Here is an 11,853-nt window from a genome sequence, read left to right on the forward strand (position 1 = left end):
GCGAAATTGTCGGTGCCGCGGTCTACAGTCCGCCCCGTCACACGACGAATGGGGGAGGCGCATGCCAACCGACGCCGCCGTCCGGGCGGAAGCGCTGGTGAAGACCTTCGGGTCCACCCGCGCGCTCGACGGTATCGACCTGGAGATACCCACCGGCACCGTCCTCGGTCTGCTCGGGCCGAACGGTGCGGGCAAGACGACCGCGGTCCGGATCCTCACGACCCTGTTACGCCCCGACTCCGGTCGTGCCTGGGTGGCGGGGCACGACGTGCTGGCCGAACCCAACAAGGTGCGCAAGGCGATCGGGCTCTCCGGCCAGTACGCGGCCGTCGACGAGAACCTGACCGGCTTCGAGAACCTGTACATGGTCGGCCGGCTCTACGGCATGAACAAGCCGGACGCGCGCGCCCGCGCCGACGAGCTGATCAGCCGGTTCCGGCTCACCGACGCGGCGGCCCGGCCGTCGAAGACCTACTCCGGCGGCATGCGCAGGCGCCTCGACCTGGCGGGCGCGCTCGTGGCCGCGCCGCAGGTGGTGCTGCTCGACGAGCCGACGACGGGCCTCGACCCGCGTGGACGGCTCGACACGTGGGAGGTCATCGGCGAGCTGGTGTCCGACGGCACGACCGTGCTGCTGACCACGCAGTACCTGGAGGAAGCCGACCAGCTGGCCGACACGATCCTCGTGATCGACCACGGCAAGGTCATCGCGAGCGGCACGGCCGACCAGCTGAAGGCCGAGGTCGGTGGCGAACGCCTGGCGATCGTGGTCGCCGAGGACGCCGAGGTGGACGTCGCGAGCCGCGTGCTCGCCGAGGTCGGCTCGGCGGAACCGACCGTCGACCGGCACGGCAGGCGGTTGCAGGTGCACGTCGACGCCGGCTCGAAGTCGCTGGTGGAGGCGTTGCGACGACTGGACGTCGAGGGCGTGACCGTGCTCGACGTCGGGCTGCACCGCCCGACGCTCGACGACGTGTTCCTGTCGCTCACCGGCCACCTGACGGAGGAGTCATGACCGTCCTGACCCAGGGGCTGCGCGACGGCGGCATCGTCGCGTGGCGCAACCTGCTGAACGTCCGCCGCAACGCCGACTGGCTGTTCGCCGCGGTCGTGCAACCGATCATGTTCGTGCTGCTGTTCGCGTACGTGTTCGGTGGCGCGCTCGGCGGCGAGCAGTACCGCGAGTTCCTGATCGCGGGCATCTTCGTGCAGACGATCTCGTTCAACTCGGCGTTCACGGTGATCGGCCTGTGCAACGACCTGCAGAAGGGCATCATCGACCGGTTCCGCTCGCTGCCCATGTCGCGGCTCGCGGTGCTGCTGGGCAGGACGACGTCCGACCTCGTGGTGTCGTCGATGGCGCTGCTGATCATGTCGCTGTGCGGGCTGCTCGTCGGCTGGCGGGTGCGCGGCAGCTTCCTCGACGCGGTGCTCGCGTACCTGCTGCTGTTGCTGTTCGGCTTCGCGATGTCGTGGATCGGCGCGCTGATCGGGTTGTCGGCGCCGAGTGTGGAGGTGGCGCAGAGCGCGGGGTTGATGTGGCTGTTCCCGCTCTCGTTCATCTCGTCGGCGTTCGTCGGCGCGGGCACGATGCCCGGGCCGTTGCGGGTGATCGCCGAGTGGAACCCGTTCACGGCGGTGATCCAGTCGGTGCGCGACCTGTTCGGCAACCAGGCGCCACCGAACATGGTGCCGCCGCCGGGCTGGCCCGCGGACAACGCGGTGCTCTACGCGCTGCTGTCGTCGCTCGCGATCCTGGCGGTGTTCATCCCGCTGTCGGTCGCGAAGTACCGGAGGGTGGCGAGCAAGTAGGCACCCTCGGCAGCTGGAAGCCGAAGTGTTTCTCGTACGCCGCGAGGATCTCGTCCTCGGCGAGCGTGGTCTCGGTCCGCACACCGTGGACGGTCTCGATGAGACGGTCACCGCGGATGGTGACGCGTCCCGACCCGGTCGCGCGTGAGCACCGGGGCCCGGAGCGGAAGTGCGAACCGGGCGAGTTCGCGTGCCACCAGGCGGGGCGTGCGAAGTCGGTGATCCGGCGCGCCCTCGGCTCGGCGCGGTACGCGGGGACGCCGTCGTGGAGCACGTCGACGTCCCCGCCGGGTGCGTCGAGGACGAGGAACGAACCGGCGGGGTCCTGCTGTGCCTCCGGCCAGTCGAGGCGCAGCGGGTGGACCGCGTGCGCGCCGAACCCGACGTCGACGAGGTACCGCTCGTCGAGTTCGACGAGGAGCGCGAGGTGGTCGAACGCGGGCGTGAGCGTGCCGTCGTCACCGAACACGGAGGCGGCGAGCAGGCGCACGTCGTACCCGAGCGCGGCCAGCAGCGCGGCGAACGCCCCGTTGAGCTCGTAGCAGAACCCGCCACGCCGCCGCCGGACGATCTTGTCGACGAGCGCGTCCTCGTCGAGCGCGACCGGCTCCCCGAGCACGATCGACAGGTTCTCGAACGGCACGGTCTCGACGTGGCGCCGGTGCAGGTCCCTCAGGGCGGCGGCGTCCGGCGCGTCGGGGCGCCGCGCCCCGATCCTGGCGAGGTAGCGGTCCGCGGTGGCGAGGTCCATGGGTACACGGTGACCGCTCCACCTAGGTCGAGGTCAAGCAGAAAACTTTCCTCCATCAGACCAGTTTCACCGAAATACTTGACGGATCCCTGCTGCTCGGCGCTAATGGATATTGCTGGATCAACGAGGGATTCGTAACAACCGGGAAACGGTGAGAGGTGCTCCGGATGACCTGATGACCCGTCGGCGCTGCCGGGTCGACCTGCCGTAGCGCCATGTCGTCGTTCCTGGGGTTGGACGGCATGACGGCAGGAGGTGCAGGGCATCATGAACACGTTTCTGATCGCGTTGGGGTGCGTAGTCGTTCTGGTTTTCGTCACGAGGTTCGTGGCGGCGAAGCGGCGCACCCGTGAGCTGGACAGGGATTTCTCCGTCGAGCTGGCGTGCGGCCGCTCCCGGGCTCTGCTGACGGCCGCGACCGCCGCCCGGGGCGTGCTGTGGGAGGTCGAGTTCACCGACAACGGCCTGCGCACCAAGCACATCCGCGCTCGCAACGTCGTCCATGTGTCGATTTCCGAACTGCCGGACCGCACCGGCCGCTGCGTCGCCAAGGTGTGGACCCGCTACGCGCTGACCGACGCGGCGATCATTCAACGTCCTCGCTCGTACACCGACACCCGTCGCAAGCGCGACAGGATCATTCGCGCGTTGACGGCCCATGCGAGCACCCGTGCTCGCGACGCGCGGATTCACTGACCGGGGCCGGGGTGCCCGTGCGTGGGGGTGGTGTCCTCGCCGGACGGGCCTCCTCGCCGGAGGGGGCTGATCTCGGGGAGGGGGCCTTCCGAGTTGGTCTCGGGGGGTGGTGGATCTTCACGCTGTGTGATGGTGGGCTGTTTCTTCTTACCCACTGAGGGGTAGTTCTGGTGGGAAGCAACCCAAAGCGCGGCCGAACGTCTCTTCTTGTAGAAGTCAGAAGAGCGTCCAGTGGTGTCGGGGCCAGGTGGAGGCGATGACCATGCTGCGAACCAGGATCAGCGCAGGCGTAATCATCAGCGGTGCGATGTTGCTGCTGACCGCCTGCAACACCGGTGGGACGGACGGTTCGGGGAGTCCGGACGTGCCGACGATCAACGACAGTGCGACCTCCCAGCCGGCGGAGCCACCGCCGACCACCAGTTCGAACCCGCCGAGCCCGCCGCGTACGTCGCAGGCCGTGCAGCCGCCGGTGTCCTCCGGGCAGGACGGGGTGACCAACGATGCCGAGTGCAAGGTCGCGGACCTCAAGCTGAGCCTTCGCGACGGGGACGCTGCCGCGGGCACCTTCTACCGCAGTCTCGTGTTCACCAACAAGGGCAGCCGCACCTGCACCATCCAGGGCTTCGCCGGCGTCTCGTACGTCGCGGGGGACGACGGGCACCAGGTCGGGCCCGCGGCCTACCGGGTCGGCAGGAAGGGGCCGGCCGTCACGTTGAAGCCGGGGGACAGCGCGTCGGCGGCTGTCGGGTTCGTGCAGGTGCGCAACTACGACCCCGCCGAGTGCAAGCCGACCGACGTGCGTGGCCTGCGGGTCTACCCGCCGCACGAGTACGACTCCATGTTCGTGCCCAGTCCGGGCACCGGCTGCGCGGGTGACCCGCCCGGCAACCAGCTGACCGTCGCCACGGTCAAGCCCGGTACGGGCGGTGGCGCCTAGCCCTCGTCGGCCATCAGGCCGGTGCGCCACGCCCACGCGGCCACCTCGACGCGGTTGCGGGCCCCGATCTTGGCCTGCACCGCGGCGAGGTGTGTCTTCACCGTCGACAGCGACAGGTACAGCTCCGTCCCGATCTCCGTGTTGGTGAGGCCGCGGGCCGCCGCCTTCACCACGTCGAGCTCCCGTTCGGTCAGCGGCTCGGTCGTCGTCTCCCTGGGGGCCGTCGCGTTCGCCGTGGAGAAGTGTTTGAGCAGCCGGACGGTGATCTGCGGGGACACCAGCGCGTCGCCGCGGTCGGCCGCTCGGACCGCTTCCAGCAGCAGCGCCGGGCCCGCGTCCTTGAGCAGGAAACCGTTGGCGCCGTTGGAAAGCGCGGTGTGCACGTACTCGTCCAGGTCGAACGTCGTGACCACCACGACCTTCAGCGGGTCGGCCACCCCCGGGCCCGCCAGCGCCTTCGTCACCTCCAGGCCGTCCATGCCCGGCATGCGGATGTCCAGCAGGCACACGTCCGGCCGCAGCTCCCGCGCGCGCCGCACCGCCGACACCCCGTCGGCGACGTCGGCCACCACCTCGATGTCGTCCTGGGTTTCCAGGATCATCCGGAAACCCGCGCGCACCATCTCCTGATCGTCCGCGATCAGTACCCGGATCACAGTCCCTCTTTCCGCAGCGGCAGCCACGCCTCGACGCTCCAGCCGACGTAACCGCTCGGCCCCGCGTCGAACCGGCCCCCGAGCAGCTCTACCCGCTCACGCATGCCGACCAGACCGTAGCCGCCCGACCCGCCCGCCGGGTTCACAGGGCGTCGCGAGCCGTCGTCCGTCACCCTGATGTGGAGGGTGTCGCTCGGTGTCTGTGCCACCAGCACGTGCACGGCGCTCGCGTCCGGGGCGTGCTTGCCGACGTTCGTCAGCGACTCCTGCACCAGCCGCAGCACCGACCGGCCGACCTCGTGCGGCAGCTCGTCCGGCAGGTCCACCGCCAGCTCCACCGGCGGACCCGGGAAGTTCTCGGCGAGACCGGCCAGGTCGCCCGCGAGGTCGGTCGTGGCCTGTTCCGCCATGTCCGTGTTGCCCGCGGTCCACGCCGCCGTGCCGTCCCGCAGGCTGCCGACGAGCGTGCGCATCGCCGTGAGCGCCTCGGTCCCGCTGCGTTCGATCTTCTCCAGTGCGGGCACCGCGACCGCCGGGTTCTTCTCCGCGACCATCAGCGCGGCCTGCGCCTGGACCACGATGCCGGTGACGTGGTGGGCGACCACGTCGTGCAGCTCCCGCGCCAGCGCCATCCGCTCGCCCTGCTGCGCGGACGTCACCGCCGCCCGCACGGTCTGGTTCCGCTCCCGGTCGCGTGCCCGGAAGTACACGCCCGCCGCGATGGACACGAGCAGCAGGAACAGCAGGACGAGTGAGAAGTTGGCGTCGGTGACGGTGTCGGGGTCCCGCATGGCCATCGCGAGCCCGTTCGCCGCGGCCAGGCCCGCCGTCGCCGTCGCCGCCTGCCTGGTCGGCGTGTAGCGGACGACGTAGGCGACCAGCGCCATGCTCGCGGCCAGGCCGGTGAAGGACATCGGCAGGTCGTTGCCGCGCGTGTACATCACCGAGACCATGCCGCTGAACAACAGGACACCCGCCGCGAGCCACGTGTTCCGCAGCGGGTACTTCGGGCCGAAGAACGCGCACACGCCCGCGACCGCCGAACCGCCCAGCGTGAACACCACGTCGATGCCGCCCTGCGACAGCTCGAGGAGGGCGAGCACGCTCAGTGCCGCGCCGAGCGGCCACTGCTTGCGGACCAGCTCGCCCATCTCGGAGACGACCCGCTGCCTGGCGCTGCGCCGCAGGTACAGGCCGGTGCCGACGGCCGCGGCCAGCAGGACGAACCCGATGAACAACGACGCCAGCATCTCGGACGGGGAGATGATCTCGACGAGCCCGCCCGAGTAGCCGCCGCAGTAGTAGTCCGCGCAGTACGGCGTCCGCAGGAGGATCGACGCCAGGCAGGACACCACCAGTGCCGTCGTGCAGGCGAACGCCGCCACCGGCGCCGCCCGCCACACCACCAGCACGACGAGCACGGTCCCGGCGATCAGCTCCGTGAGCATGATGTTGGACAGCGCGATCGACGGCGGGTGCACCCCGAAGCCGCGCATCATCAGCGACGAGACGGTCAGTGTGACCGCCCCGATGATCGACGCGCTCGCGGGCCGGTTCACCCCGAGCCACGCACACCCGGCGAAGATCGCGGCGCCGGGCAGCGCCAGCAGCGACCGGAGGCTCAGCGAGTAGCCGGTGGCGATCATGGCGAAGTCGAGCACCAGGGCGACGCCCAGCAATGTGGCCAGCCAGCGATGCGGCACCGGTTGCGGTGTCATGCGGCCCAACGTAAGGCAGCGGCGCGTCTCCCGCCTCGGCCGGTCGGCGGGCCGGGGTCGGCCGATCGGCCAGTGGTCGGCGCCGCGGCGGTGACCGGTCGGCCGGTGGGCCGCGACTGTTCGACCGATCCGCGGGCGGGGTCTCCGGAGAGAAGCTGTGACCAGCGAGTTCACCGGAGGAGGAAGAAAATGCTGCAGGCGGTTCTGGTCTGGGTCGGGGCGGTACTGGCGCTCGGGCTGTTGCTCGTGATGGCGCTCGGACCGGTCATCGTGGAGGTTGACTCGTGGTGGTACGAGCGGCGGCACAACCGGAAGGTCCGCAAGGCGGCCGCCCGCAACGCCGAGGCACGTGCGGCACAGCGGGTCCCGCAGCCGGTCGCCTAGCCGGCGTCGAGGACGGCGCGGACTAGGCCGGGGAAGCGCCTGTCCAGTTCGTCGAGGCGCAGCGTGTTCATGCGCTGCCTGCCGTCGTCGTACTGGCGGAGGATGCCCGCCTTGCGCAGGGTCCGGAAGTGGTGGCTGAGCGTCGAGGCGGCGACCGGCAGGCCGAACGTGCCGCAGGGGCGGTCGCCGTCGGTCATGAGCAGGCGGACGATCTGCCGCCGCGTCGGGTCGGCCAGTGCCTTGAGCACCTCGTCGACCTCGACGGTCGCGACGTCCGGGTGCGAGACCGGCGCCCATCGCCCGATCGGCATACCTGAACGACCTCTCAGTTCTCTTCGATACTTAACGAAAACTCTACCCGGACTCCGGTCTATTCGACACACATCGAAAACACCGGAGGTTCGACATGAAAGTCCCCTTCGTCCTGGCGGTTGTGGCGGCAGCGATCGGTCTCTCGGCGACCCCCGCGGCGGCTGCGGACGAGCCGGCGCACCCCGCTCCGCTCGGCCCGCAACGACCGTACGAACCCGACGTGCCCGGCCCGGAGAACCTCGAGGACGGCACGGTGACCGTCGACCGGCGCGGTGACGGCGTCGCCCTCACCTTCGACACCCGGCGCTGGACCGCGACCGGCGAGAAGCCCGCCGCGCCACGCGAGTTCGTGTTCCTGTTCGACAACTCGATCCGGTTCAACCCGTTCGCGTTCCCGACGTGCGGCAGGGCGCAGCTCGCCGCGCAGGCCTGCCCGCCCGGCTCGAAGGTCGGCGGCGGCCGCGCGGAGTTCTACCCGGCCGGCAGCGCGGAGGTGATCGTCTACAACACGACGTTCGCGAACGGCATGCGTGGCGTGCTGATCACGATCCCGGCCGCGGGCACCGTGCTCGACAACTACCTCGAGCCGGTCGTCGGCGACTACCAGCGCCGCTACACCTGGGGCTTCCACGAGCACATCCCGGTCAGCGACATCCCGCCGGGGGAACGCGGCTCGACCACCGACTTCGTCGTCACCTTCGGCGCCACCTGGCAGGGCGAGGACTTCGTCACCTCGTACGCGCGGCCGGGCAGCGAGCTGAACTTCGGGGTCTGGAGCCACTACGTGACCGGCCAGAAGGTGCTGACCGAGGGGCAGGCGGTCCGTCCGTGACACCGCCTCGGTGGTGCGGGCAGCCCCCTGCGGCCGCCCGCACCACCGAAGTCGTCTACCGGGCGACCGTCTTGCGCAGGCGGTTGAGCGCCCGGTGCTGTGCGACGCGGACCGCGTCGGGGGTGGTGCCGACGGCGTCCGCGGTCTCCTGCGCGGACATGCCCATCACGACACGCATCACGATGATCTCCCGCTGTCGCGGCAGGAGCGTGCGCAGGAGGTCGCCCGTCTGCTCGACGAGCTCGCGGCGCAGTGCGATCTGCTCCGGGCCCTCGTCGACGAGCGCGGTGTCCGGGGTCTCCGCGGTCGGCAGCGACCGGTCCCGCGCGGCGGCGCGGTGGACGTCGGCCACCTTGTGCGCCGCGACCCCGAACACGAACGACAGGAAGGGGCGGCCGAGGTGCCGGTAGGTGGGCAGGGCGCGGAAGACCGCGATGCACACCTCCTGCGCCACGTCGTCCGCGGAGCTGATCGGACGTACCCGGCCCAGCTTCGTGCGGCAGTACCGCACCATGATCGGTCGCAGGTATGCGAGCAGCTCGGTTGTCGCCGCGGTGTCCCCCGCGGACGCGGCGGCGGCCACGCCGTCCAGGTTCCCCCTGGTCACCGGGCGTGACCACGCCGGGGTCATCACCGGCGCGGTCACGCCCGCCAGCTCGGCTTCGAGCTGCGAGAGGTCAACGTCTGGCTCTGCCGTGCACAACATCGCGTGCCTCCTGTGCCCCCCGGCTGTTGTGTTCACTCAAGAGAGCACGAACAGGCGGCACAAATACGTCGGCAGCGAAATGAAATCCCCGGAGAACCAAACCGTTGCCCAATCGGGCAGTGTGCTCGTACGGCACGTGTGCCCGCGGTTACCGCCTGCTGACGAGGACGTCCACGCGCACCAGGTGGTGGTCCGACGCGTCGTTCAGACGGGACAGCTCGTCGGTCGGCCAGTAGACCGCCGAGTGCACCGGCCACAGGCCCCGCGACGGCAGCACGTAGTCGGCACGCAGGTTGCCGGGCGCGTTGTCGTTGAAGTCCGCGGTGTCGTGGTACGGGTCCGACCGGTGGGTCAGGTTCGCGCCGCCCTGGGTCTGCGCGGCGAGCACACCGCCCTCGCTGCCCGGGCGCGGGTCGATCACGCGGCGTGCGTTCAGCAGCTGCTGGATCGAGCCCGGCACGCTGTCACCGTCGAGCGGGTCGGAGTTCTGGTCGCCCGCGACCACGAACTTCTGGCTCGGGTTCAGCCCGCCCCGGCGTCCCTCGTCGTCGTAGATGTAGCGGCCCTTGCCCGGCGTCACGTAGTCCGCCCAGAAGCGGATCTCGTCGTGGTTGCGGGTGCCGTTGCGGTCCTCGGCGCCGTCGAACGTGGGCGGCGTCGGGTGCGAGACGAGGAAGTGCACGGTCTCGCGACCGACCCGCACCGGCACGTCCCAGTGCGACTTCGACGACAGGCGCAGCACGTCGAGGACCTCGGGGGAGTACCAGTCCTTCGCCGCCGGGGTCGCCGGGTCGTCCGGCAGCATGGCGTTCGGCATGTCCTTCCACAGGAAGTTCTGGAAGGTGCGGGCGTGCCTGGTGTCGATCGGGTACTTCGACAGCACCAGCATCCCGTACTGGCCCTCGAACAGGCCGAAGCCGTGCGCGTCGTTGCCGGTGTTCGTGCTGCCGTTGCGGTCGAGGTCGAAGCCGGTCAGCACACCGGTGTTGGACGGCGCGATGAACGCGTACGGGTAGTCGATGGCCCGGGCGCCGTTCTGGCCCCGCTCCAGGTAGTTGTCCCGGAACAGGTCGACGGCCGCGGGCGCGTAGTCGAACTCGTTGATCAACAGCACGTCCGGCCGGTTGCGCTGGATGACCTCGGCGACCTCGCGCGCCTGCGCGTTGTCCGGTGTCGACAGGTCGGCGACCAACTGGCCGGCCGCGCCGCGGTTGAGCGAGGCGTTGAACGTGGCGAAACGGACGGTCTCGGTGCCCGTCGCCTGGGCGCTGGGGGCGGCGAGCACGCCTGCGGCGAGTGCCACCACGGGTAAGAGCAGAAGACGCATGGGCCACCCTGACACGCCCACGTGAACGGTGTCGCGGGGATACGGTGAACGGGTGGCGGATTCTCCGGAGGCGGTGGTCAGGACACCCAAGAGCGAAGCGACACGCACGCTGATCGTCGAGACGGCGCTGCGGTTGTTCCAGGAGAACGGCTACGACAGGACGACCATGCGGGCCATCGCCAAGGAGGCGGGGGTGTCGGTCGGCAACGCGTACTACTACTTCTCGTCGAAGGAGCAGCTGGTCCAGGGCTTCTACGACCGGATCACGCAGCTCCACGAAGAGGCCTGTGTCGACGTCCTGAACAGCGAGAAGGACTTCGCCAAACGTTTGCGCGCGGTGCTGGTGGCGTGGCTCGAGGTGGCCGCGCCCTACCACGAGTTCGGCAGGCAGTTCTTCGTGAACGCGGCCGACCCGGACAGCCCTCTCAGCCCGTTCTCCACCGAGTCGAGCCCCGCGCGGGACGCCCAGATCGCGTTGTTCCGGCGCGTGCTGGAGGGGTCGACGGCGAAGGTCGACCCGGATCTGCGGCCTGAGCTGCCCGAACTGCTCTGGCTGTACGAGATGGGGGTCGTGCTGTTCTGGGTGCACGACCGGTCGCCGGACCGCCGTCGCACCCGGATGCTCGTGGACCGCACGGTGCCGCTGCTCGACCGCGTGATCGGGCTGTCCCGGCTGCGGCTGTTGCGTCCGGTGACCAGGGAGATCGTGCAACTCATCGGCGAGCTGACGCGCCCGGACGCTTGACACGGGTCGACTTGCGGTCCAGCCTGACTGTTACGGGAAGTAACACGTACTTGTCGGGAGGATCGCGATGGCGCGAGCGCTGCAACCCAAGGACCGGGACGTCACCGCGGAGCGGCTGCTCTACTCGTCCATGCGGAACTCCTACGACCCGGACGTGGACGTCGACTGGGACGCGCCACTGGTCGACGGTCTCGGGTTCATGCCGGAGGAACGGGTCTCGCTGTACGGCACGCACCTGTGGGAGCGCCTGACGCCGGAGCAGCGGCTGGAGCTGTCGAAACACGAGATCGGCAGCATCACCAGTGTCGGGCTGTGGACCGAGATCGTGCTGATGCAGCTGCTCGCGCGGTACGCGGCCGACCTCGACCCGCGCAGCCCGCACACGCACTACGCGCTGACCGAGATCGGCGACGAGACCCGGCACGCGATCATGTTCGGCAAGGGCATCGCCCGGCTCGGCCTGCCCGCGTACGGCCCGCCGCGCGTGGTGCGGGTGCCCGCGAAGGTGTTCGGCGCGGTCATCGGCGGGCCCGCCATGTTCGCGTCCGTGCTGGTGGTCGAGGAGACGACCGACCGGCTGCAGCGGTCCATGCTCGACGACGACCGCATCCAGCCGATGATCCGCATGATCAACCGGATCCACGTGGTCGAGGAGGCCCGGCACGTCCGGTACGCGCGGGAGGAGCTCGTGCGTGGCCTGACGAAGCTCTCACGTCCGGCGTTGGAGCTGCACCGCCTGGTCACGGCGGTCGTCGCGGCGACCGTGATGGACATCCTGGTGCACCCCGGTGCGTACGCGGCGGTCGGACTCGACCCGCGCGAGGCTCGCAAGGTGGCGCTGGCCAACCCGCACCACCACGAGTCACGGCGGTGGATGGCGGAGAAGATCGTGGCGTTCCTGGACGAGGTCGGCATGATCGGCGGGCCGTCCAAGGCCATCTGGAAACACGCTCATCTCATTTAATCGCTGGTTG

At 69.9% G+C, this 11,853-nt stretch carries 14 protein-coding genes; 8 read left to right on the top strand and 6 right to left on the bottom strand.

Going from position 1 to position 11,853, the window contains the following annotated elements; translation table 11 throughout:
- The first annotated feature begins 61 nt into the window (after positions 1-61).
- Both ACIBVP_RS14405 and ACIBVP_RS14410 read left to right on the top strand, forming a co-directional pair.
- The gene (locus ACIBVP_RS14405; protein ID WP_396106569.1) at positions 62-1,015 is read left to right on the top strand and encodes an ATP-binding cassette domain-containing protein; all 954 of its coding nucleotides are present in this window, start codon (positions 62-64) and stop codon (positions 1,013-1,015) included.
- Positions 1,012-1,812: an ABC transporter permease gene (locus tag ACIBVP_RS14410; protein WP_396106570.1), complete on the top strand. Its 801-nt coding sequence runs from the start codon at positions 1,012-1,014 to the stop codon at positions 1,810-1,812. The genes ACIBVP_RS14405 and ACIBVP_RS14410 overlap by 4 nt, the downstream gene beginning before the upstream one ends.
- Here the strand turns inward: ACIBVP_RS14410 and ACIBVP_RS14415 are convergent.
- A complete protein-coding gene (locus ACIBVP_RS14415) occupies positions 1,766-2,563 on the bottom strand; it encodes an arylamine N-acetyltransferase (RefSeq protein WP_396106571.1) in 798 nt (265 codons plus the stop codon). The two genes, ACIBVP_RS14410 and ACIBVP_RS14415, sit on opposite strands and share 47 nt — an antisense overlap.
- A gap of 267 nt (positions 2,564-2,830) precedes the next feature.
- Between ACIBVP_RS14415 and ACIBVP_RS14420 the strand changes: the two genes are divergently transcribed.
- Complete coding sequence (locus ACIBVP_RS14420; protein ID WP_396106572.1) at positions 2,831-3,259, top strand: hypothetical protein; 429 nt, start codon at positions 2,831-2,833, stop codon at positions 3,257-3,259.
- Between the two features lie 256 nt (positions 3,260-3,515).
- Positions 3,516-4,199, top strand: a complete 684-nt coding sequence (locus ACIBVP_RS14425) for a DUF4232 domain-containing protein (RefSeq protein WP_396106573.1) — start codon at positions 3,516-3,518, stop codon at positions 4,197-4,199.
- On the opposite strand, the gene ACIBVP_RS14430 is transcribed toward ACIBVP_RS14425, so the two are convergent.
- The gene (locus ACIBVP_RS14430; protein WP_396106574.1) at positions 4,196-4,855 is read right to left on the bottom strand and encodes a response regulator; all 660 of its coding nucleotides are present in this window, start codon (positions 4,853-4,855) and stop codon (positions 4,196-4,198) included. The genes ACIBVP_RS14425 and ACIBVP_RS14430 overlap by 4 nt on opposite strands.
- On the bottom strand, positions 4,852-6,573 hold the full coding sequence (locus tag ACIBVP_RS14435; protein ID WP_396106575.1) for a sensor histidine kinase: 1,722 nt from the start codon (positions 6,571-6,573) through the stop codon (positions 4,852-4,854). Before ACIBVP_RS14435 ends, ACIBVP_RS14430 begins: the two co-directional genes overlap by 4 nt.
- Positions 6,574-6,762: 189 nt before the next feature.
- On the opposite strand from ACIBVP_RS14435, the gene ACIBVP_RS14440 reads away from it, so the two are divergent.
- Positions 6,763-6,957, top strand: a complete 195-nt coding sequence (locus ACIBVP_RS14440; protein WP_396106576.1) for a hypothetical protein — start codon at positions 6,763-6,765, stop codon at positions 6,955-6,957.
- On the opposite strand, the gene ACIBVP_RS14445 is transcribed toward ACIBVP_RS14440, so the two are convergent.
- Entirely contained in the window at positions 6,954-7,268 is a 315-nt protein-coding gene (locus tag ACIBVP_RS14445) for an ArsR/SmtB family transcription factor (RefSeq protein WP_396106577.1), read from the bottom strand. The two genes, ACIBVP_RS14440 and ACIBVP_RS14445, sit on opposite strands and share 4 nt — an antisense overlap.
- Positions 7,269-7,363: 95 nt before the next feature.
- Between ACIBVP_RS14445 and ACIBVP_RS14450 the strand changes: the two genes are divergently transcribed.
- Positions 7,364-8,101 carry a hypothetical protein gene (locus ACIBVP_RS14450; RefSeq protein ID WP_396106578.1) on the top strand — a complete coding sequence of 246 codons (738 nt, stop codon included), beginning with the start codon at positions 7,364-7,366 and terminating at the stop codon, positions 8,099-8,101.
- 55 nt (positions 8,102-8,156) lie between these two features.
- Here the strand turns inward: ACIBVP_RS14450 and shbA are convergent, their stop codons facing one another.
- Together shbA and ACIBVP_RS14460 are read right to left on the bottom strand one after the other, a co-directional pair.
- Positions 8,157-8,732, bottom strand: a complete 576-nt coding sequence (gene shbA / locus ACIBVP_RS14455) for an RNA polymerase sigma factor ShbA (RefSeq protein WP_396106927.1) — start codon at positions 8,730-8,732, stop codon at positions 8,157-8,159.
- A gap of 223 nt (positions 8,733-8,955) precedes the next feature.
- A complete protein-coding gene (locus ACIBVP_RS14460) occupies positions 8,956-10,134 on the bottom strand; it encodes an endonuclease/exonuclease/phosphatase family protein (protein ID WP_396106579.1) in 1,179 nt (392 codons plus the stop codon).
- A 52-nt stretch (positions 10,135-10,186) separates the two neighbouring features.
- On the opposite strand from ACIBVP_RS14460, the gene ACIBVP_RS14465 reads away from it, so the two are divergent.
- Positions 10,187-10,879 (top strand): TetR family transcriptional regulator, encoded by a 693-nt coding sequence (locus ACIBVP_RS14465; protein WP_396106580.1) that lies wholly within the window; start codon positions 10,187-10,189, stop codon positions 10,877-10,879.
- A 67-nt stretch (positions 10,880-10,946) separates the two neighbouring features.
- Positions 10,947-11,843 (top strand): diiron oxygenase, encoded by an 897-nt coding sequence (locus ACIBVP_RS14470; protein WP_396106581.1) that lies wholly within the window; start codon positions 10,947-10,949, stop codon positions 11,841-11,843.
- Positions 11,844-11,853: the final 10 nt, after the last annotated feature.

This window comes from Actinophytocola sp. NPDC049390, assembly GCF_044466355.1.
Taxonomy (GTDB): Bacteria; Actinomycetota; Actinomycetes; order Mycobacteriales; family Pseudonocardiaceae; genus Actinophytocola.

Bases quoted from the DNA above. Each gene is read 5' to 3' on its own strand.
- ACIBVP_RS14410 (WP_396106570.1), top strand. From the start codon at position 1,012: ATGACCGTCCTGACCCAGGGGCTGCGCGACGGCGGCATCGTCGCGTGG.
- ACIBVP_RS14440 (WP_396106576.1), top strand. From the start codon at position 6,763: ATGCTGCAGGCGGTTCTGGTCTGGGTCGGGGCGGTACTGGCGCTCGGG.
- ACIBVP_RS14445 (WP_396106577.1), bottom strand. From the start codon at position 7,268: ATGCCGATCGGGCGATGGGCGCCGGTCTCGCACCCGGACGTCGCGACC.
- shbA (WP_396106927.1), bottom strand. From the start codon at position 8,732: ATGACCCCGGCGTGGTCACGCCCGGTGACCAGGGGGAACCTGGACGGC.
- ACIBVP_RS14425 (WP_396106573.1), top strand. From the start codon at position 3,516: ATGACCATGCTGCGAACCAGGATCAGCGCAGGCGTAATCATCAGCGGT.
- ACIBVP_RS14450 (WP_396106578.1), top strand. From the start codon at position 7,364: ATGAAAGTCCCCTTCGTCCTGGCGGTTGTGGCGGCAGCGATCGGTCTC.
- ACIBVP_RS14460 (WP_396106579.1), bottom strand. From the start codon at position 10,134: ATGCGTCTTCTGCTCTTACCCGTGGTGGCACTCGCCGCAGGCGTGCTC.
- ACIBVP_RS14420 (WP_396106572.1), top strand. From the start codon at position 2,831: ATGAACACGTTTCTGATCGCGTTGGGGTGCGTAGTCGTTCTGGTTTTC.
- ACIBVP_RS14415 (WP_396106571.1), bottom strand. From the start codon at position 2,563: ATGGACCTCGCCACCGCGGACCGCTACCTCGCCAGGATCGGGGCGCGG.
- ACIBVP_RS14435 (WP_396106575.1), bottom strand. From the start codon at position 6,573: ATGACACCGCAACCGGTGCCGCATCGCTGGCTGGCCACATTGCTGGGC.
- ACIBVP_RS14470 (WP_396106581.1), top strand. From the start codon at position 10,947: ATGGCGCGAGCGCTGCAACCCAAGGACCGGGACGTCACCGCGGAGCGG.
- ACIBVP_RS14405 (WP_396106569.1), top strand. From the start codon at position 62: ATGCCAACCGACGCCGCCGTCCGGGCGGAAGCGCTGGTGAAGACCTTC.